This is a genomic window from Gordonia sp. G4 (genome assembly GCF_057770005.1).
Map to the genome: position 1 here is coordinate 4,511,871 of NZ_CM173442.1, position 19,313 is coordinate 4,531,183.

At 66.1% G+C, this 19,313-nt stretch carries 19 protein-coding genes; 15 read left to right on the plus strand and 4 right to left on the minus strand.

The features are described 5' to 3' along the window. The first annotated feature begins 16 nt into the window (after nucleotides 1–16). The 5 genes from AC3B5T_RS20430 to AC3B5T_RS20450 all read left to right on the plus strand — a co-directional run bounded on the left by AC3B5T_RS20430 (nucleotide 17) and on the right by AC3B5T_RS20450 (nucleotide 4,735). Nucleotides 17–214 carry a ferredoxin gene (locus tag AC3B5T_RS20430; protein ID WP_006897055.1) on the plus strand — a complete coding sequence of 66 codons (198 nt, stop codon included), beginning with the start codon at nucleotides 17–19 and terminating at the stop codon, nucleotides 212–214. Beyond that, nucleotides 211–1,446 carry an NAD(P)/FAD-dependent oxidoreductase gene (locus AC3B5T_RS20435; protein WP_006897054.1) on the plus strand — a complete coding sequence of 412 codons (1,236 nt, stop codon included), beginning with the start codon at nucleotides 211–213 and terminating at the stop codon, nucleotides 1,444–1,446. Before AC3B5T_RS20430 ends, AC3B5T_RS20435 begins: the two co-directional genes overlap by 4 nt. Next, nucleotides 1,443–2,192 carry a 3,4-dihydroxyphthalate decarboxylase gene (phtC, locus tag AC3B5T_RS20440; protein WP_006897053.1) on the plus strand — a complete coding sequence of 250 codons (750 nt, stop codon included), beginning with the start codon at nucleotides 1,443–1,445 and terminating at the stop codon, nucleotides 2,190–2,192. The genes AC3B5T_RS20435 and phtC overlap by 4 nt, the downstream gene beginning before the upstream one ends. A gap of 46 nt (nucleotides 2,193–2,238) precedes the next feature. Next, entirely contained in the window at nucleotides 2,239–3,039 is an 801-nt protein-coding gene (locus AC3B5T_RS20445; protein WP_016895390.1) for an IclR family transcriptional regulator, read from the plus strand. Between the two features lie 292 nt (nucleotides 3,040–3,331). After that, complete coding sequence (locus AC3B5T_RS20450; RefSeq protein ID WP_006897051.1) at nucleotides 3,332–4,735, plus strand: IS1380 family transposase; 1,404 nt, start codon at nucleotides 3,332–3,334, stop codon at nucleotides 4,733–4,735. 98 nt (nucleotides 4,736–4,833) lie between these two features. Here AC3B5T_RS20450 and AC3B5T_RS20455 read toward each other — a convergent pair whose 3' ends face one another. Further along, nucleotides 4,834–5,940, minus strand: a complete 1,107-nt coding sequence (locus tag AC3B5T_RS20455) for an MFS transporter (protein WP_327037320.1) — start codon at nucleotides 5,938–5,940, stop codon at nucleotides 4,834–4,836. Nucleotides 5,941–6,275: 335 nt separating this feature from the next. Beyond that, nucleotides 6,276–7,031, minus strand: a complete 756-nt coding sequence (locus AC3B5T_RS20460; protein WP_016895386.1) for an IclR family transcriptional regulator — start codon at nucleotides 7,029–7,031, stop codon at nucleotides 6,276–6,278. Nucleotides 7,032–7,100: 69 nt separating this feature from the next. Here AC3B5T_RS20460 and pcaH point away from each other — a divergent pair, with 69 nt between their 5' ends. From pcaH to pcaDC, 4 genes are read left to right on the plus strand one after another with little or no spacing between them, the layout of a single operon-like run. Continuing rightward, entirely contained in the window at nucleotides 7,101–7,868 is a 768-nt protein-coding gene (gene pcaH / locus AC3B5T_RS20465; RefSeq protein ID WP_006898356.1) for a protocatechuate 3,4-dioxygenase subunit beta, read from the plus strand. After that, a complete protein-coding gene (gene pcaG, locus AC3B5T_RS20470) occupies nucleotides 7,865–8,434 on the plus strand; it encodes a protocatechuate 3,4-dioxygenase subunit alpha (RefSeq protein ID WP_006898355.1) in 570 nt (189 codons plus the stop codon). The genes pcaH and pcaG overlap by 4 nt, the downstream gene beginning before the upstream one ends. A gap of 5 nt (nucleotides 8,435–8,439) precedes the next feature. Continuing rightward, nucleotides 8,440–9,684 (plus strand): lyase family protein, encoded by a 1,245-nt coding sequence (locus AC3B5T_RS20475; protein ID WP_016895385.1) that lies wholly within the window; start codon nucleotides 8,440–8,442, stop codon nucleotides 9,682–9,684. Beyond that, nucleotides 9,681–10,880, plus strand: coding sequence for a bifunctional 3-oxoadipate enol-lactonase/4-carboxymuconolactone decarboxylase PcaDC (gene pcaDC, locus AC3B5T_RS20480; RefSeq protein WP_016895384.1), 1,200 nt, complete (start codon nucleotides 9,681–9,683; stop codon nucleotides 10,878–10,880). The genes AC3B5T_RS20475 and pcaDC overlap by 4 nt, the downstream gene beginning before the upstream one ends. Before the next feature lie 368 nt (nucleotides 10,881–11,248). Here pcaDC and AC3B5T_RS20485 read toward each other — a convergent pair whose 3' ends face one another. Then, nucleotides 11,249–12,025: a recombinase family protein gene (locus AC3B5T_RS20485; RefSeq protein WP_020171242.1), complete on the minus strand. Its 777-nt coding sequence runs from the start codon at nucleotides 12,023–12,025 to the stop codon at nucleotides 11,249–11,251. Nucleotides 12,026–12,230: 205 nt separating this feature from the next. On the opposite strand from AC3B5T_RS20485, the gene AC3B5T_RS20490 reads away from it, so the two are divergent. Next, a complete protein-coding gene (locus AC3B5T_RS20490; protein ID WP_083229418.1) occupies nucleotides 12,231–13,190 on the plus strand; it encodes a TIR domain-containing protein in 960 nt (319 codons plus the stop codon). 307 nt (nucleotides 13,191–13,497) lie between these two features. Here the strand turns inward: AC3B5T_RS20490 and AC3B5T_RS20495 are convergent, their stop codons facing one another. Beyond that, nucleotides 13,498–14,742: an alpha-D-ribose 1-methylphosphonate 5-triphosphate diphosphatase gene (locus tag AC3B5T_RS20495; protein WP_055476444.1), complete on the minus strand. Its 1,245-nt coding sequence runs from the start codon at nucleotides 14,740–14,742 to the stop codon at nucleotides 13,498–13,500. Nucleotides 14,743–14,918: 176 nt separating this feature from the next. Here AC3B5T_RS20495 and phnC point away from each other — a divergent pair, with 176 nt between their 5' ends. Genes phnC through AC3B5T_RS20520 form a run of 5 tightly spaced genes read left to right on the plus strand, consistent with a single transcriptional unit; the run spans nucleotide 14,919 to nucleotide 19,312 of the window. Continuing rightward, complete coding sequence (gene phnC, locus AC3B5T_RS20500) at nucleotides 14,919–15,728, plus strand: phosphonate ABC transporter ATP-binding protein (protein ID WP_055476443.1); 810 nt, start codon at nucleotides 14,919–14,921, stop codon at nucleotides 15,726–15,728. A 56-nt stretch (nucleotides 15,729–15,784) separates the two neighbouring features. Further along, nucleotides 15,785–16,693: a phosphate/phosphite/phosphonate ABC transporter substrate-binding protein gene (phnD, locus tag AC3B5T_RS20505; protein WP_055476442.1), complete on the plus strand. Its 909-nt coding sequence runs from the start codon at nucleotides 15,785–15,787 to the stop codon at nucleotides 16,691–16,693. Continuing rightward, nucleotides 16,690–17,526: a phosphonate ABC transporter, permease protein PhnE gene (phnE, locus tag AC3B5T_RS20510; RefSeq protein WP_055476441.1), complete on the plus strand. Its 837-nt coding sequence runs from the start codon at nucleotides 16,690–16,692 to the stop codon at nucleotides 17,524–17,526. Before phnD ends, phnE begins: the two co-directional genes overlap by 4 nt. Continuing rightward, on the plus strand, nucleotides 17,523–18,557 hold the full coding sequence (locus AC3B5T_RS20515) for a phosphonate dehydrogenase (protein ID WP_055476440.1): 1,035 nt from the start codon (nucleotides 17,523–17,525) through the stop codon (nucleotides 18,555–18,557). Before phnE ends, AC3B5T_RS20515 begins: the two co-directional genes overlap by 4 nt. After that, complete coding sequence (locus AC3B5T_RS20520) at nucleotides 18,554–19,312, plus strand: GntR family transcriptional regulator (protein WP_055476439.1); 759 nt, start codon at nucleotides 18,554–18,556, stop codon at nucleotides 19,310–19,312. The genes AC3B5T_RS20515 and AC3B5T_RS20520 overlap by 4 nt, the downstream gene beginning before the upstream one ends. Nucleotide 19,313 lies beyond the last annotated feature (1 nt).

The window sequence follows — 19,313 nt, forward strand, 5'->3', positions numbered from 1 at the left end:
GCTAAGGAGTTCGACCATGCCCGTTGTAAAAGCCGATCTGCAGGCCTGTCAGGGATACGCGAACTGCGTCGTCGGAGCCTCTGACTACTTCGACCTGGACGACGACGGGATCGTCGTGCTGCTCCAGACCGAAGTCCCCGAAGCCGACCGCGCCCGCGTCACCGAAGCCGCGCGCAGCTGCCCGGTCTCCGCACTGGTGGTAGAGGACGCATGAGCCCGGGCACCGTCGTCGTCGTCGGGTCCTCCATTGCCGGGGTGCGCACCGCGCAGTCCCTCCGGCTGGAAGGCTATAAGGGGGAGATCATCCTCGTGGGAGAAGAGACCGAACTTCCCTACGATAAGCCGCCATTGTCGAAATCCGTTCTTGCGGGATCCGCCGACGAGGACTCTATCCGGCTGCTGACACAGGAGCAGGCCGATGCCGAGGACATCCAACTCTTGCTGGGGCACCGCGCTGTCGATCTGGACGTCGCCGAGAACCTGCTGAAGCTTGAAGGGCATGACCCCCTTCGCTACGACAACCTCGTCATTGCCACCGGAGCATCACCCCGGCCCTCTCCCTGGGGCCAGTCTCCAGGGATTCACGTGCTGCGCACCCTTGAGGACGCCCGCGAACTACGTGGGGACCTTCTCCGGGGTGGGGCGCTGGCCGTTATCGGGGCAGGGTTCATCGGCGCCGAAGCGGCAGCCACCGCCCGCGGCCTGGGATTGGAGGTCACCGTCATCGACCCGGTGCCCGTGCCCATGAGCCGCCTCTTTAACCCTGAGATCGGCCAGTGGTTCGCAGACCTTCACCAGGACAACGGGGTCGACACCATGTTCGGCACCGGAGTGGAAGCTATCGAAGGCGAGGAGGGCAACTTCTCCCTCCACCTGACCAACGGTGAGAGCGTTCAGGCGGCCACCGTGCTGATCGGTATTGGCGTCATCCCCAATGACTCCTGGCTTAGCGCATCCGGCCTGCTGGTGGACAACGGGGTCGTGCTCAACGAGTACTGTCAAGCCCTCGACGCTGCGAACGTGTACGCCGTCGGCGACGTAGCCCGCTGGCGCCACCAGAAGCACGGCGAGGACGTCAGGACCGAGCACTGGACTAACGCGGTGGAACAGGCCGCCTGCGTGGCCTACAACATCATCCATCCGGAACAGCCGCGCGCCTACACGCCCATTGAATACGTGTGGAGCGACCAGCACGACTGGAAGATCCAGGTCGTGGGACGCGTCGGAGGCAATGTCGACCACGTCCTCATCGGACACCCGCAGGTCCACGGCAAGTTCGCCGCCCTCTACACCATCGACGGCACCACCGTCCGGGGCGCAGCCATCGTGAACTGGCCCAAAGCCCTCATTGCCTGCCGTCTGGGCATGGCCAGGGGCATCACGGTGCAGGATCTGCGCGCCAAGCTCGAACCCCAGTTGGAGCCACCGCCGAGGAGGGCGTCATGACACCCGGAAACTTGCTGCCCCAGACCGAGAGCGTCAGCCGGGAACGTATCGCCCTCGCCTGCCGGGTCTTGGCCCATCGGGGCCTTGCAGATGGAATCTTGGGTCACATCAGCCTGAAAATTACCGACAGCACATTGCTGGTGCGCTGTCGCGGCCCGTACGAACGCGGACTGGCGTATACGCAAGCCGAAGACATCCGCATGGTGGACCTCGACGGCAATCCCGCCGCCGACGGCGAGCTCGCGGGCGGATACACGGTCCCCAACGAACTGCCGCTGCACACCGAGCTCTTCCGGCGCCGCCCAGACATCCGGGCTGTCGTTCACGCCCATCCCCCGCGAGTGGTTGCCGCCGACCTGGCAGGGCTTGCAGTACGCCCCATCGTAGGGGCGTACGACATTCCCGGAGCCCGCCTCGCCGCCAACGGGGTGCCCGTCTATCCCCGCGGAGTACTCATCCGCGACCGTCGGCTCGCCACCGAAATGGCCGATGCTATGGGAACAAGGCCCGTTGTTGTGCTGCGGGGCCACGGCCTCACCAGCGCGGCCGAAACCGTCGAGCAAGCAGTTCTCCAGGCCATCAGCGTGGACGGCCTGTCCGGGTTGGCACTGCAAGTGACTTCGGCTGGTGGGCACCTCGTCGATCTGCCCGACGCCGATATGGCCGAACTGCCCGACCTCGGAGGAGCATTCAACACAGAGACTGCTTGGAGACATGAACTCGCACGACTTGGTGAGCCTCGTTGATGGCCTGCGCCCTAGCCGGACAGAGACTGAACCCCCGGTCAGTAACATGAAGCTCATGTCCGCATCACGGGCGGAGGACGACTCCAGATACGGCCCTCCTCCGCAGTACCCCATCGAATCCGTCGACAACGCACTCCGATTGTTGCTGCTCTTCGAGACTCGGCCGAGCATCCGGCTCACCGATGCCAGCAAGTACCTCGGAGTGGCGTCATCTACGGCCCATCGCCTCATGGGGATGCTCCTCTACCGAGGTTTCGTACGGCAGAACCCTCAGACCAAAGCGTACGAACCCGGACAAGCACTCAGCTCCATCGCCTTCGCCATACGGCGCCACGTCGACATCGGAACGCTAATTCGTCCAGCAATGGAAAGGGTATTCGAGGCAACCGGAGAGACGGTGCACTTTGCCGAGCTCAAAGGCTCGAACGCACACTTTCTGGAGGCCATCGAAAGCCAACGTGCCGTCCGCGTTGCCTCACGTCAAGGTGCGATGCTTCCTGCCAACTGCACTGCAACGGGCAAAGCAATGCTGAGCCTACTCACCACGGAACAACTGCATGCCCTGTACCCGTATGAGGAGCTCCCGGGTCTCACCAAGGGATCTATCATTTCCCGTTCCGATCTGGAGCGTGCCCTCGAAACGATTCGGCAAACCGGGTACTCAACGAGCCAGGAAGAAAGCGAAGACGGCGTCATGTCAGTCGCTGTTCCCATCACCAGCCCGAGCGGAGGATACTACGGGATCAATGTATCCGTGCCCGCTCACCGCATGACTGAACAACTCCGCACAGAACTCGGAGCTATGCTCCAGACAGCCGCCAAAGAAATCCAGAACTTGCTCGTTTAAGGATCTCGACGGCCGGTGACGGTGGTGCTGTGGACAGGACCACCTCAGGCCAGCGGCGATTCCAGAGAGTCGATTCTCCGCAGTCGGAGCCCGAAGAAGAAGGAAATGACCACGGCGACGGTTGCCATAGTGACGAGCATCGCCCAGGTCAGTGTCGAGTTACCGAGGCTAACCCGGGTGATTCATGGGAATCTGCGGATCGCTGGGCGAAAATAGACCGAAGTGCTTCCTGAACAGGGGAAACTGGGACTTGTCTAAGGTTCCATGTTCTCCAGCAGAAAGCACTCGGTAGGTGAAGCGTACTTCGTGGTCGGCCGGTCTGTCCGTTACTGCAGATGGTGTCGGGGTGGTCTCGCATGCCGGGGCTATCGTGCCTCGACTTCTGGCTGATCAGGTCGGTCTGACCGCCGAGCTGTCAGGGGCCATGGCTCGCCGCCGGTTCATCCCGATCCACGATCGCGGCCGGGTGTTGATCGATACCGCGGTGATGCTCGCCGATGGCGGCGAGTCCATCTCCGACATCGGCGTCCTGCGCCACCAGTCCGGCGCCCTGGGCCCAGTGGCGTCGGCGCCGACGGTGTGGCGCACGCTCGATGAGGTCACTGCCGGCAAGCGCAAGAAGATCCAGGTGGCGCGGGCTCGCACGCGGCGGCACGTGTGGTCCCACCTGCCCGGCGGAGTGCCCGCATCGGCGTGTGCGGGGCGGGATCTGGGATCGACGGTCGTGCTCGATGTGGACGCCACCATTGTGGTCACTCACAGCGAGAAGGAGCTTGCTGCGCCGACGTATAAGCGCACGTTCGGGTACCACCCGATCGGCGTGTGGTGCGACAACACAGAAGAGTTCCTCGCCGCGAGCTTGCGCCCAGGCAACGCCGGGTCCAACACCGCCGCCGACCACATCGACGTCCTGGGCCAGGCAATCGCGCAGATCCCCGCCAGTCATCGGCGTGATCTGCTGATCCGCTCCGACGGTGCCGGCGCCTCCCACGACCTGATCGACTGGATCACCGAGCAGAACCGCGTCCGTGGTCGACAGGTGGAGTACTCGGTCGGCTTCTCCATCACTGCCCCGATTCGCCGGGCCATCGCGACCTGCCCCGAAGCCGCGTGGGGACCAGCGCTCAACCCCAACGGGGACATTCGTGACGGGGCCGACATCGCGGAGCTGACCGGATTCCTCTCCCAACGGATGCTCGCCAAGTGGCCAGACGGGATGCGGGTGATCGTGCGCCGCGAGCGGCCCCATCCGGGTGCTCAGTTGTCGATGTTCGAGGAGATCGATGGATGGCGCTACCAGGCTTTTGTCACCAACACCACCGCCACGGGTCAGCTGCAATTCCTCGAGGCCAGGCATCGGGCTCACGCCCGGGTCGAGGACCGGATACGCCACGCCAAGGACACCGGGCTCGGGCGGCTACCTTCGCGGGGGTTCGCGCTCAACCAGGCCTGGCTCGTCGCGGTGATGATCGCAGCGGACCTCGTTGCCTGGACGCGGATGCTCGCTTGCACCGGCGAGGCCGCAGTCCTGGCGTTGTGCGAGCCCAAGGCACTGCGCTACCGCTTCCTTCACGTGGCAGCCCGGCTGGTCCGCAGCGGCCGACGGCGAAAAGTGAAGATCCCGGAAACATGGCCCTGGGCCGTCGCGATCGTCGCTGTGTTCAACACGATCGCCGCGATCCCCAAACCAGCCTGACCTCACATGCCCGCCCACGACATCACCACCCGGGGACCCGCCCACCGGCAGCGCCAGCCGGCACACACGCACGCCCACCCACGAAATCGATCCCGCCGTCACCCGACAGCAGCAGTCACACCGGCCCGTGAATCAGCGGGGCTAAGGGCCACCCCGGTGAGCACGGGGCCGATGGTATTGCCGATGTACGTGCCGGTCTGGACAATGCCGGTGGCCGCTGCGGTGGCCCCAGGCGCCATGTGCGAGATGAGGAAGTGCACCAGACCTGGCCACCCCCACCCCAGGCCCACCGCTAGCAGGACACCTACCACGTAGCTCCAGGTGGTGGGGATCGCCATGAGTGAAAGCCCGACGGCGCAGACGATGAGTGCTGTCTGGATCAGAGAAAGTGCTGACACGCCGCCTCGATCGACGACTCCGCCAATGACGATACGGGTCGCGGCTCCTAAGGCGCTGCCGACGGCCAGAATCACACCAGCCGGGCCGACTGCAATCCCCCGCTCCAGCGCGCCGATCACGGCAAAGGCCACGGCGGACGTAACGGCACCGCCCGCGAACATCGTCATCGCGGCCATCAGCACCAACGCCGAACGCATCTGGGTATCCCATTGCCCCGCCGGCCGGGTCGTACCCATAACGACCGGCATGGTCCGGGTCCGGGCCACGGGGACCAGTACGAGCATGCCCAGTACAGCCATCAGCAGGAAGGCCATGGACCATCCCAGAGTCAACGCAACCAACGGGATCGAAACGCCGGCGACCAACCCCGTCACAGGGACCGCGGCCTGTTTCACCCCGAAGGCCAGCCCGCACGAGGCGGCTGGGATGTGCGTGACGAGCAAGTGGTTGGAGGAAGGGTGCCCGAGACCGTTCCCGAGTCCCCCCAGGGATGCCCATACAATTAGCCACGGCCACGCAGAGATCCAGGACGCGCTGCCGGTCAGGCTCACGACCGCCAGAAGCAAGGCGGCGATGCCCATGCCTTTCTCGCTGAGCACACGACCAATCACACCGGTGCACGCGGAGGTGAGGGCGGCCGCAGCCCAGTAGACCCCTACCGCCAGGCCGATCCCGTAGGCCGGGACGCGGATTGTTGCGGTGATCTCCGTGGCCAGCGCCCCAAGGAGAAACACCGGCATGTTTGTTAAGACAGTCACCAGTACGGCCACAGCCAAAGCGGCGAATCCACGGCCCGGATGTCTCACGCGCTGTGACCTGCCACCGGGGCATCCGATGCCGCATCCATCTCCGGCACGCTGCGCTTACGCACCCGTGGGCAGGGCGGTAAAAAGTTCATGGCTGGCATTCCTGCCCTTCCAGGTCAAGGCTGTGGTGCGAGCAATACCGCTTCTGAAGTGCCCCGGGTTTGATGGGCACATTGGTGTGCCCCGGGTTTGATGGGCACATTGGTGTGCCCCGGATTCCGTGGGGTTCGATTTTTTGAATTCTCATGCCTCAAGTACGACTTCGCCGGACATCGGTCTAGATGGGTCAGCGTCGGCCCCTGTGTCCCTCTAGCCCGCGTCAGATCTCCTTCCCATCACCCGCCTGACGCCAGTTCCCGGCCGATACCGAACGCCGCGGCCTGGAGGACTCCGGCGAGGCGGGTCCTGTCCCTCGTCAAGCGGGGAACCACAAGACCCAGGGATGCGACGACCGCGGTGTCTCGAAGCACGGGGACGGCCACCGAGCACGCCCCGAGGGACATCTCCTCGACCGTTGTCGCATACCCATGGCGCCGCACCCGAGCCAGCTGCTGTCGCAGGAGCCCGGGCTGGGTCACCGTGAACGGCGTCATCCGGGTCAACGAGCCGAGCGTCTCGGCGAGCACGTCGTCGGGCGCGTGCGCGAGCAGCACCTTCCCAACCGCCGTGCAGTGCAGCGGCAGTCGGGAGCCGACGGTGCTGACGATCGGGACGGACGCCGTGCCGGACAGCCGGTCGAGGTACAACACCTCGGCGCCCTCGCGCACCGCGAGGTGCACGGTGGCCAGCGTCGCGCCGTACACGTCGTGGAGGAACGGCTCAGCGATCTGGCGCAGGCCGGTCTGGGTCGGCGCCAGTAGTGCGAGCTCCCAGATCCGGCGACCCACCACGTACTCGCCGGTCGGCCGCCGCACCAAGCCGCCCCAGGTGGCCAGTTCGGCCACCAATCGGTGAGTGGTCGGCAGCGGTAGACCCGCCCGACGCGCAATCTGGCTCAGCGTCATCGCCCGGTGCTCATCGTCAAAGGCGCCGAGAACGGTCAGCAGGCGCGAGGCGACACTGGCTCCCGGGTCGGAGGTGTTGCCGGCCATCGTCGCCCTCTTTCACTCAGTGAACGATATAGCTCGAAGCGTACGCCCCGGCCACCTACCGTCGGGCTGGTGAGCACTCCTGACCTATCGACCCAAGCCGAGATCAGCGCCGAGATCGCCGACCTGTCCGCCGGCACCGACCCGTCCGCTATCAGGCCCCGCCTCGACTACTCCCCGTACCGCAGCAGCCTCCTGCGGCATCCGACCAAGGATCTGCACCAGGTCGATCCGGAAGGCGTCGAGTTGTGGTCTCCGTGCTTCAGCCACCGGGACGTCGATCCACTCGAGGCCGATCTGACGATTCAGCGCTCGGGCGAGCCGATCGGCGAGCGCATCACGATCTCCGGCCGGGTCGTGGACGGCGACGGACGCCCGGTCGCGGGCCAGCTGGTCGAGATCTGGCAGGCCAACGCCGGAGGACGCTACATCCACCAGCGTGATCAGCACCCTGCGCCGCTCGACCCGAACTTCACCGGCGCCGGGCGGTGCCTGACCGGTGCGGACGGTAGCTACTCATTCCAGACGATCAAACCGGGTCCGTACCCGTGGCGGAACCACCGCAATGCGTGGCGTCCCGCCCACGTGCACTTCTCCCTGTTTGGCACCGAGTTCACGCAGCGCATCGTCACGCAGATGTACTTCCCGGGCGATCCCCTGTTCGCGCTGGACCCGATCTACCAGTCGATCACCGACCAGGGCTCCCGTGACCGCCTCGTCGCCCGCTACGACCATGACCTGACGCGACCCGAGTGGTCGACCGGCTACCGGTGGGACATCGTGCTCACCGGAGCCCACCGCACCTGGACCGAGAACAACGACGACAAGGACCACGCATGAGCCCCCGCCTGCACCCCACGCCCGGCCAGACGGTGGGCCCGTTCTTCCACTACGCACTCCCCTATGACGGCGACTCCGAACTGGTGCCTGCGAGCAGCCCGGGTGCGATCCGGTTCCACGGCCGCGTGCTCGACGGTTCTGGTGCGCCGGTCCCCGACGCGCTGGTCGAGCTCTGGCAGGCGGACGCGTCCGGCGCGATCGTCCAGCAGCCGGGCTCGTTGCGCCGCGACGGTTGGACGTTCACGGGCTGGGGCCGGTCGTCGACCGACAACGCCGGCCACTACTCGTTCTCGACGATCGCGCCGGGTGGGGTCGACGGGGGCGCACCGTTCTTCGCGCTCACGGTGTTCGCGCGTGGCCTGCTCGATCGGCTCTTCACACGCGCATATCTGCCGGGACACGAGGCCGCCCTCGCTGCGGACCCCCTTCTCAGCAGCCTCGAGCCGGACCGTCGCGCGACGCTGGTCGCGGAGGCCGATGCGCAGGGACATGCGTTCGACATCCGTCTGCAGGGCCAGGGCGAGACCGTCTTCCTGACGTTCCCGGGCCACGGGGCGGCACACTGAACGCCATGACCGACCTGTTCTGGCCCGGCGACGAGCGCGCCGGCGACCTGATGAGTGCTGAGGCGTTGCTCGCCGCCATGGTCAGGGTGGAGTCCGCGTGGCTGGACGCTCTCGTGGCCTCCGGGCTCGCGCCGTCCGCCGCCGCCACCGACCTCGCCCCGCTCGTCACCGTCGACGACCTGCCGCACATCGCGGCGGCAGCCGAGGGCAGCGGCAACCCCGTCGTCCCGCTCGTCGGCCTGCTCCGCTCGCGGGCGCCGCAGCCCGCCGCCACCTGGCTGCACCGCGGGCTCACCAGCCAGGACGTCCTCGATACCGCCCTCATGCTCGCGCTGCGCGATGCGCTCGATCGCCTGATCGACGAGCTGCGCGCCCAGGTGACCGCGCTCTCACGCCTCGCCGCGCAGCACGCCGACACGCCGATGGTCGGTCGCACCCTGACCCAGCACGCCGTCCCCACGACGTTCGGCGCCGTCGCCGCAGGCTGGCTCGACGGCCTGGTCGACGCCGCCGATCTGGTCCAGGACGCCCGCTCCCTCCTGCCGGTGCAGCTCGGCGGGGCGGTCGGCACTCTGTCGGCGGCCACCGAGCTGGCGAACCTGCGGGGGCACGAGGATCCCCAGGGGACCAGCGCCGACCTGGTCGCCAGCACCGCCGCGGCCCTGGGGCTACGGGAACTCCGCCCGTGGCACACCTCGCGGGCGACGGTCACCCGGACGTCCGACGCGCTGGTCTCGTGCACGGACGCCTGGGGACACGTCGCGACCGATGTCGCGACGCTGGCGCGGACCGAGATCGGCGAGCTGGCCGAGCCGACGGCCGAGGGCCGCGGTGGCTCGTCGACGATGCCGCACAAGAACAACCCGATTCTTTCCGTACTGGTGCGCCGCGCAGCCCTGGGAGCCCCCGCTCTGGCCGCGACGATGCACCTCGCCTCCGCCACCGCGGGCGACCAGCGCCCGGACGGCGCGTGGCACGTCGAGTGGTCGACCCTGCACATGCTCGGTCGACGCAGCGTCGTCGCCGCGTCCCAGACCACCGAGCTGCTGCAAGGTCTGCACGTGGACGCCGAGCGCATGCGCGCGACGCTCGACCGGTCGACCGACAGCGTGCTGGCCGAGCGCCGCACGATCGCCGGGCTGCTGGACAAGACCGCCGATTCCGACCCGACCACCTACCGCGGGTTCTCCGAGGACCTCATCGTGGGCGCCGTGGAGCGGGCCCAGACCTTCTTGGAGGAGAACGAGTGACCGTCCCTCGCATCACAGCCGTCCAGCTCGGCGGTTCACCCGCCATGCCCCTGCTCGTCCTCGGGCCCTCGTTGGGCACGTCGGCTCAGTCACTGTGGGCGCGCTGCGCCGCCGGCCTCACCGATCGCTTCGAGGTCCTCGCGTGGGACCTGCCCGGGCACGGATCCAATGTCGGTTCGGCCGAGCCGTTCACGATGGCCGAGCTGGCCGCCGGTGTCCTCGAGATGGTCGACGACGTGGTGGCCCAGCGCGACACGTTCGCCAGCACTTTCACCTACGCGGGCGACTCGGTGGGAGGCGCCGTCGGGCTGCAGCTGCTGCTGGACGCACCCGCGCGCATCGACTCCGCTGTCCTGCTGTCGACGGGCGCACGGATCGGCGAGCCGGATGCCTGGCGGACACGGGCCACGTCCGTGCGCGCGTCGGGCACCCCGTCGATGATCGAAGGGTCGGCCCAGCGTTGGTTCGCACCCGGATTCCTGGAGCGGGAGCCGGAGATCGGCGCAGCCCTGCTGCACGACCTGCGGGACGCCGACGACGAGGGCTATGCGCTGGTGTGCGAGGCGCTGGCGGGCTTCGACGTCCGTGACCGCCTCGGCGAGATCGAACCGCGAGTGCTGGCGGTGTCGGGTCTGCTCGACGTCCCCACTCCGCCGGCCGATCTCGCGGCTATCGCCTCCGGAGTCCGGAACGGGCGGCTCGTCGTCCTCGACGGCGTCGCGCACCTGCCCCCGGCCGAGCAACCGTCCGAGGTCGGCCAACTCATCCGCGATCACGCGAACGCGGGGCAGGCGGTTGCCGCTCCCACGACCGTCGCCGGGGTGCGCGACGCCGGCATGGCGGTGCGCCGGGCGGTCCTGGGCGACGCCCATGTCGACCGCGCGACCGCGGCGATCACCGATCTGACCGCCGACTTCCAGGATTTCATCACCCAGTACGCCTGGGGGTCGGTGTGGACGCGTCCGGGTCTTGACCGGCGCAGCCGCTCACTCATCACGCTGACCGCCCTGGTGGCCCGCGGCCATCACGAGGAGCTGGCCATGCACGTGCGGGCCGCGCGTACCAATGGGCTGACCAACGACGAGATCAAAGAGTTGCTGCTCCAGACGGCGATCTACTGCGGCGTGCCCGATGCCAACGCGGCCTACCGCATCGCCCAGCGCGTGCTCGACGAGCTGGACCACCCCGCTTACTAGGAGACTGCTGCACAATCCTCGTGGCAGGAGCCCGGTGTGGTGGCTGGCGTGAAATCCTGTGGCTATGCAGGGTTGTGATTGTGACTTTCGCGGGTAAGTGGCGGTGGCGGTGGTCTACGGACGTTTCGCGGCGGTCTCACTGGCGAGTGGTGGTCACCCGGGCGCGCACTAGGTCGCGCCGAACGAGACGGTGGAGCTCATTCCAACCGGAACTCACTGACGCGTGCTCGAACCCTCGTCGTCCATGCCGTAGCGGGGATCTCCGAACGCGGCATCTCGACGCAAGGGCTACGACTTCGGTGTCATGTAAGGGTGTCGCACCAGCTTCGTCGCGCAGTGGGCGGGCTAACGCGACGTGTCGGCGGCGCCTACTTCCTTACTCGCTGGAGTGCGCGGTAGAGCGTGGATCGACCCACCCCGAGATCCCGGGCGATAGCTGACGGCCCCTCCCCCGCCTCGATACGGGCAAGGGCCTTGTCGATCTGCTCCTCAGTCAGGACGCGTTTGCGTCCCTTGTACTTGCCCTTCGCCTTGGCGATGGCGATACCCTCGGCCTGGCGTTCGCGAATGATGGCCCGCTCGAACTCTGCGAACGCCCCGAGCAGCGAGAGCATCAGGTCGGCTCGAGGATCCTGGGCACCGGCAGCGTAGGTGGCCCGCTCGTGGACGAACCGCACACTCGCACCCTTCGCGGTGACCTCGCCGACGATCTGCTTGAGATCAACCAGGGAACGAGCGAGTCGGTCCATCGACGCGACAACCAGCTCATCACCGTCCCGCAGATACCTGATGCACTCTTCGAGCTTTACGCGATCAGCGCGCGAGCGTGCCGACTGTTTCTCGATATAGACCCGGTCGCACTCCCCCACCGCCTCGAGCTGACGCGCCTCGTTCTGATCCGCGGCTGACACCCGCACGTACGCCACCCGCTGCCCACGCGCATGCGAAGATCGGCGAGCCGGCTTCGGATCTGGCTTCGGCTTTGGCGTTACCTCGATGACGTTCTCCGAGTCCGTCGACTCCACCCGAAAGTTCCAACCCAACTCATCCCGACGACGGAACCGAGTCCGCACCTTCCCGCGGCTGACGATGAGCACCTCCTCGCCACCCGAACGATTCAGCAACGTCCCGATCCGATCAGCCATGAGGGGACCCTTTCGCCCGGAATCTGTATCAATAGATCCTAGACCCCCCGGGAGAACGTTTCATAAGTATCAAACTAGACCCTGTGACACAGCAGCGACTGCCGGCGGCGCATCGTCCCGCACGGGTGTACCCCACCAGGACGTTGCCCGTTCACGGCCGGATCACCTGCCTGCCTCACCCCTCCCACTGCGGTAACATCGCTCGATGCCTTCCGCGACATTTAAACGCGCCGATTCCCGCTACTTCGCTTCCAGCCTAAGCGAGGGCACAACCCATTCTGGAATTGACACGTTCGAGGGGCCACTTGGCATTACAACCGAGGGAAATAAAGGAGAACGAAGCAACAAGATAGTGCAGCACATCTTTAACGGTCCGAACACTGATCTACTCCTTATTGAGCTTCTAAACTTCCTATACGTAGAAAACAGCTACGCTGACACATCCGACAGCAATCCTTCATACGCCAACTTGCGCAAGCGCGTACTGGACCCTCGAGGCATATCGCTCACCGAGAGCGGGTACACCCTGCCAGATGGTCGGGACGTTGACGACCTTCGTGCATCCAACGGCGCCCTTGAAAATGAGCGCTCCGCAGTCTCTAAGCCGGTTACAGCCATACAGTCCCCTGACACGCCAATTGAGAATAGAGATCCCGCCAAGATATTTATAGTTCACGGCCGAGACGCACGTCCGCTTGTTGCCCTTAGAACATATCTATTGTTTCTGGGGCTTCATGACATCTCGTGGTCAGAGGCAGTAAAACTGACCGGGGAACCCCAACCGCACACTTACGATATTGTCCGTGCCGGAATGCTGCATGCCTCAGCCACGATCGTAATTTTCTCCCCAGACGACCTCGCCCGAGTTAAGGACGAATTCTCCGAGACCGGAGATCCGGATCGAACCCCTCAAGGTCAAGCTCGACCGAACGTACTTCTGGAAGCTGGAATGTCATTCGCCATGGCCCCCGAGCGCACGATATTTGTCAAGAGCGGGCCGTCCAGGGAAATTTCAGATATCGCCGGGTTCAACTGGATCAAGCTCGACGGAAAGTGGGACAGTCGGCTCGATCTCAAGTATCGACTAGAAACCGCTGGCGCTTCCGTTAGGGCAGGAACATATGACCTTCAAGACCCGCTAGCTGGACCCTTCATGGTCCAGTAGTCCACTTCCGCCGATAATGTCATATTCCGTCATGCTTGCTGGTCAGTGGGCGACCGATTGCCGCTGACAGCGCGGACTGCGTGTGCGGTCATTTTCGGTGTGACGTCCGAGGAAGGTTCGCTCCCCTCGACGCCGTGGTCAGTCGAGAGTCCGGTCAAGCCCCGTGTGGTGGTGTAACTCGTTTCTGATCCTTCGCTTGCGGTCAGGCGGGGAGTTGCATCAGGTCATCGGTGCTCACCTCCGTCGGACTGGTGTGAGACAGCCGAAGCGGTGACAGTCCTCGTGGCCTACTGCCGCTGAATCCGAGCTACTCGCGGGCAGCGGTATGCGACTGAGTCGAAATGACGTGGGCGACGGGCCACGTCTTGCTGAGGTCGGTCAGGACCAGGTCGGCTCGGAAGCCTTCGGTCAGCACGCCACGGTCGTTGAGACCGACACAGGCGGCCGGGCCTGAGGTGATCAGCCGCACGGCGTGCGGGAGTGAGAGGACACCGTCGCGCACAAGTCGCACTGCGGCTGGGAGCATCGAGGAGGGAAGGTAGTCGCTGGCCAGGGAGTCGGCCACACCGGCGACGACGAGCTCGGCTGCCGAGACGTTCCCGGTGTGGGAGCCGCCACGGACGACGTTCGGGGCGCCAGCAACGACGAGCATGCCTCGGTCGCGGGCGGCACGGGCGGCGTCCAGGGTCGTTGGGAACTCCGCCACGGTGCAGCCGCGGTCGGCGGCAGCCGCGACGTCTTCCGGGGTGGCCAGGTCGTGGCCGAAGAGCCGGATGTGTCCGGTCCGGGCCAGGTCGCCCAGCCACGTGAGGGTGCGGTCGCGCACGGCGAGACGTTCGGCGCGGGTGCAACGCCACCGGTCGACGTGGTCGACCGCAGCAGCCTCGGCCATGCCCTCGTTGGTGATCAGCCACCGCTGCATGGTCGTGGGGTCGGCGAACTGCCCCTGCCCCGGTGTGTGGTCCTCGTGAGAGACGATCGGTACCCGTGCGTGTGGGGGATCATTCGGTGTGGTGATGCTCCGACGCGTTTCAGAATCCGCGGAGTCGTCGAATGCGGCCAGCTCCGTTGCGAGCAGCGTCCGGCCGTACTCGCAGCGGGCGTCCAACCGGTGCAAGACTTGGTGGTCGACCTGGGTGTCGTCAGCGTGACGCAGCGAATCGGACAATTCTGCCGCAGCGGGGGAACCGATCGTCGTTCCCACGATGGAGCGCTCCTGGAACGCAAGGCCATGGAAGGCGGTCGTGATACCTGCCGCGCGTAGACGGCCGCCCGCCGACATCAGTGCGAAGGCAGGGTCTAGGACGACGCCCGGTCGCGGCCGGGTCTCCCGCGCGAGGATGTCGGTGTGGACATCGACCAGGCCCGGCAGCAAGTGGGCGCCGTGGGCGTCCAGGGTGCAGCCGGCACCCGGCGGGTGTGGGCCCACCTCGGCGATCCGACCCTCGCGCACCACCACTCTTGCGTTATCCACCACCCGATGGGGCAGCACCGCTGTGACGTGGCCGATCACAAAATCTGTCGGCGTCCAACACGAGTTCCCAAAGGTCATGACGACACATTCTGACAGGGCCCTATGGCCGTCGCATGAACGCGGAAGCCATCGGCCGTTCACCGGCATCGGATGGTCGGACGGGGTTCACTCACCGTTCTCTCAACCCTAATCGCCCGTTCGTAAGTCCTCTATAGGTTTCGGGGTGTTCGACCAAGTCCTATAGAGGGGTTTCCATGATCGAGCTCGTCGAGGTGAGCAAGACCTACAAGGGGGGCGTGCAGGCGCTGCGCCGAACCGACCTGACGATCGAGGCCGGGCAGGTGACCGTGCTGCTCGGTCCTTCGGGAGCCGGCAAGTCGACGCTGCTGCGGTGCATAAATTTGCTCGTGCAGCCCACCACCGGGACTGTGCGTGCCGCCGGTCTCCCGGCACTGGACTCGCGCCGTGCATTACGACGGCATCGCCGGCGCACTGGCATGGTTTTCCAGCACCACCATTTGGTCCCGCGGTACACCGCGCTGCGCAACGTGCTGCTCGGCCGAGTCGGCTACCACAGTTTCTGGCACGGTCTCCTGCCCGCTGGTCGCGCCGACGAGCGCATCGCCCTCGAGGCGCTCGACCAGGTGGGTCTGCTCGACAACGCGCTCACCCGGGTCGACAATCTCAGCGGCGGCATGCAGCAGCGCGTCGGCATCGCCCGCGCACTCGCCCAACAGCCGCAGCTGATCCTCGCCGACGAACCGGTTGCCAGCCTCGACCCGGCCACCGCAGGCCGAGTGATGGCGCTGTTGCGCCGTGTCTGTCACGACAACGGCATCACACTCGTCGCCAGCCTCCACCAGGTCGACCTGGCCCTTGAGCACGCCGACCGCATCGTCGGCCTCGCACACGGCGAGATCGTGCATGACAGCCCCGCGTCCGATGTCACCGATGACGCCATCCGACTCATCTACGAAGGCGTCACTGAGGAACCCAACGGGGAATCCGACGGCGACGCCGTCACCAGTACTGTCACCGGCCACCTCGCTGCTGGTGTCCGCTGACCGGAAGCTGTTCGCATCACCCGAATCACATTCACCAGATCCTGGAGTTCTTCACAATGACCAGACCAGCCCGTTCCACAGTTGCCGCCCTGGCGGCGCTGATCTCTTTCGCGCTTGTTCTCACCGGCTGCGGCTCCGGCTCCACCTCCGAGCCTGCCGCCGGCGAGGTGCCTGAGACCCTCCGCGTGGCCCTGCTGCCCGACGAGAACGCGTCTCAAGTGATCCAGGACAACGAACCGCTCAAGGAATACCTAGAGGACGAGTTGGGCGTCGAGGTCGAACTCATCGTCACCACCGACTACTCCTCGATGATCGAGGCGATGACCCGCGGCCGGTTGGACCTGGCCTACTTCGGGCCATTGTCCTACGTGCTCGCCCAGGAGCAGGCCGACATCGAGCCCTTCGCCGCGCTGCAGGAGGAAGAAGGCGCTGCCCCCACCTACCAAGGGGTGTTTCTCGCCAATGCCGACTCCGGCATCACCACACTCGACGACGTCGCTGGCAAGACCGTCGCGTGGGGAGACCCGGCCAGCACCTCCAGCCACCTGATACCCAAGGCCATGCTCGCCGAGGAAGCGGACCTGCGCGTCGACGACGGCGACTACGAAGAACAGCACGTCGGCGCCCACGACGCGGTGGCGCTGGCAGTGCAGAACGGCAACGCCGACGCGGGCGGCATGAGCCTGCCCATCTACGAGCGCATGGTCCGAGACGGGACCATTGACCCTGAGGTGGTCGTGACCGTCCAGGAGTCCGAGCCCTACTACAACTACCCGTGGACTATGCAGACGAATCTGCCCGAGGACTTCAAGGACAAGGTGCGGGCGGCGTTTTTAGAACTCGACGACGACGCCGTGCTCGAGGCGTTCGAGGCCGCCGGTTTCGGACCTGTGACCGATAAAGACTACGACGCGGTGCGCGACCTCGCGCCCCTGCTGGACATCGACCTGGCGGACTACCAGTGACCGCCGACACTTTGCCGGACCCCGTCGAGGAACGGCGGGAAGAACAGTACCGGGACATCTCCCGTCGGGTGTGGATTGGCTGGGGGCGCAACAGCGCCGCCATGGGCGTCGTCGGCGTCCTGGTGCTGGTGTGCGTCTGGGCGGTGGGACTACTCGACGGCGAACGGATGATCACCGGGCTGGCCGACATCGCCGACCTCCTGGGCGACATGTGGCCCCCGGACTTCACCCACATCAACCGGTGGTGGGGCCCACTGTGGGATTCGATGTCGATGAGTATCGCGGCCACCGCACTGGCGGTCCTGCTGTCGGTCCCACTCGCGCTGCTCGGGGCCCGTAACACCTCCCCGCACCCCACCGTCTACGCGGTCGCGCGCCTGGTCCTCAACACCCTGCGATCGGTGCCCGAGCTGATCATGGCGATCGTGTTCGTCGCCGCCGTCGGCTTCGGCGCCCTTCCCGGCGCACTGGCGCTGGGTATCCACTCCGCCGGCATGGTCGGAAAGTTCTTCGCCGACTCGATCGAACGCGCCGATCAAGCATCCGTCGAGGTCGCCCGCGCCGCCGGAGCCACCCGGGCACAAGTGATCCTGCACGGCATCCTGCCGCAGGTGCTGCCCCAAATGGCCGACGTCACCGTCTACCGGTGGGAGCTCAACTTCCGCGCCTCGGTAGTCGTCGGCGTCGTCGGCGCCGGCGGCATCGGATTCGAGCTGATCGCCGCCCTCCGCACCCTCCAGTACCAGGAAGTCTCCGCAATCCTGCTCGTCATCCTCGCCACCGTCACCGTGGTCGACGCCCTCGGCGGAGCATTACGAAGAAGGTTCCAATGACAAACGCGTCCGCGCGCCCGGTGGTCGTTCTCACCCACCGGGTGCATCCCCAGATCCTCGACATGCTCGGCCGCGAGTGCGACGTGGTGCCGAACCAGCAAGACGACAGCCTCCCGGCATCCGAACTGAAACGCCGAGTGGCACACGCCGACGGGCTGATGGCGTTCATGCCCGACCAGATCACCGCGCAGTTCCTCGACGGTTGCCCGCGACTGCAGGTGGTCGCCGGCGCACTCAAGGGCTACGACAACATCGACGTTCGCGCCTGCACCGAGCGCGGCATCTGGCTCACCCGAGTCGAGGACTTACTCACCGAACCCACCGCGGAATTGGCAGTCGGGCTGCTGATCGGCCTCGCTCGACACGTCGCGACCGGTGACCGCACCGTGCGAGCCGGTTTCCGCGGCTGGCGGCCGGTGCTCTACGGACGCACACTCGTCGGCTCCACGATTGGCATCGTGGGCGCCGGCGTACTCGGCCGGGCCGTGGCGCAAATGCTCTCCGGATTCAATCCCCGACTTCTCTACCACGACCCCGATCCGGTGCCGTCCGCAACCGCGGCGTCGATCGGTATGGAACGGGTGGAACTCGCCGAGCTTCTGCAGCACAGCGACTCCGTGGTGGTCTGCGCCCCCCTGACGGCGGACACACTGCACCTGCTCGACCACGAGGCGATGACATCGATGCGACCCGGAGCGCTGCTGGTCAACGTCGGACGAGGCTCAGTGGTGAACGAAGGCGCAGTGGCCGAGCTCCTGCGCAGCGGACACCTCGGCGGATATGCCGCAGACGTGTTCGAGTTCGAGGACCTCTCCCGACCCGACCGCCCCAGCGGCCTGCACCCGGACCTGATGGAACTGACGAGCCATACCCTCTTCACCCCGCACCTCGGATCTGCGGTCGCGACGGCACGCTTGGCGATCGAGGAACACGCGGCGAGATCCATCCTGCAATCACTCGCAGGCAAAATGCCCGACGGAGCCGTCAACGACCCGCGGAAACCGTCGACCTCCTCCGTTCCCGCAGTATGATCACGCCCATCAGCGACGCCGCACCCACCAAAACCAGTCCTCGGGTACCGGTGTACCTTTCCGCCGCCGACGCGCTCGCCGAGACAATTGCCAACCAGCCCGTCGGCACTCGGCTCCCCTCAGAAGACGAACTAGCCCGCATCCTGGGCGTCAGCCCGCTCACCGCCCGAGCAGTACTGACCGAGCTGGAGAGGCGCTACCTGGTGCGCCGCCGACAGGGCAGCGGCACCTTCGTGTCCCAACGCATCGACTACACCATCAGTCGACACATCCCACCGTCCTGGAGCGCAAGCGTCCGCAAAGCCGGATTCACCCCAGACGTTCGCACCACCGGATGGCGACTCGAGACCCCCCCAACCGAGATCCGTGGCCGCATGAAAGTCGGAGCACGCAGACAACTGCTCGCACTCTCCCGGAACCGATACATCAACCACGAGCTCGTCGGCTACGCAGACACCTACCTCGACCCCCAACTCGTCCCCGACCTACCCCAGATCCTCGGCCCAGCCGACTCATTGCACGACACCCTGGCCACCCACTACAAACTGGAACCCGAGCGCGGATGGTTCGGCGTCTCCATCGACCCCGCGCCACCCCACGTCGCCGAGCACCTCGAACTGAGCGGCCGCCCACCGGTCATCTCTATCCGGTCCCGCACCGATGCCGCCGCACGCAACCACCGCCCCGTGGAACTCACGATCTCCTGGCTTCGAGCCGACGTGTTCCGAGTCGAGGTCGACTTCGACACCACCTAAT

Coding starts and splice junctions, on each gene's coding strand:
- AC3B5T_RS20430 (WP_006897055.1), top strand. CDS start 17: ATGCCCGTTGTAAAAGCCGATCTGCAGGCCTGTCAGGGATACGCGAAC.
- AC3B5T_RS20435 (WP_006897054.1), top strand. CDS start 211: ATGAGCCCGGGCACCGTCGTCGTCGTCGGGTCCTCCATTGCCGGGGTG.
- phtC (WP_006897053.1), top strand. CDS start 1,443: ATGACACCCGGAAACTTGCTGCCCCAGACCGAGAGCGTCAGCCGGGAA.
- AC3B5T_RS20445 (WP_016895390.1), top strand. CDS start 2,239: ATGAAGCTCATGTCCGCATCACGGGCGGAGGACGACTCCAGATACGGC.
- AC3B5T_RS20460 (WP_016895386.1), bottom strand. CDS start 7,031: ATGGCCGGCAACACCTCCGACCCGGGAGCCAGTGTCGCCTCGCGCCTG.
- pcaG (WP_006898355.1), top strand. CDS start 7,865: ATGAGCCCCCGCCTGCACCCCACGCCCGGCCAGACGGTGGGCCCGTTC.
- AC3B5T_RS20475 (WP_016895385.1), top strand. CDS start 8,440: ATGACCGACCTGTTCTGGCCCGGCGACGAGCGCGCCGGCGACCTGATG.
- AC3B5T_RS20485 (WP_020171242.1), bottom strand. CDS start 12,025: ATGGCTGATCGGATCGGGACGTTGCTGAATCGTTCGGGTGGCGAGGAG.
- AC3B5T_RS20490 (WP_083229418.1), top strand. CDS start 12,231: ATGCCTTCCGCGACATTTAAACGCGCCGATTCCCGCTACTTCGCTTCC.
- AC3B5T_RS20495 (WP_055476444.1), bottom strand. CDS start 14,742: ATGACCTTTGGGAACTCGTGTTGGACGCCGACAGATTTTGTGATCGGC.
- phnC (WP_055476443.1), top strand. CDS start 14,919: ATGATCGAGCTCGTCGAGGTGAGCAAGACCTACAAGGGGGGCGTGCAG.
- phnD (WP_055476442.1), top strand. CDS start 15,785: ATGACCAGACCAGCCCGTTCCACAGTTGCCGCCCTGGCGGCGCTGATC.
- AC3B5T_RS20515 (WP_055476440.1), top strand. CDS start 17,523: ATGACAAACGCGTCCGCGCGCCCGGTGGTCGTTCTCACCCACCGGGTG.
- AC3B5T_RS20520 (WP_055476439.1), top strand. CDS start 18,554: ATGATCACGCCCATCAGCGACGCCGCACCCACCAAAACCAGTCCTCGG.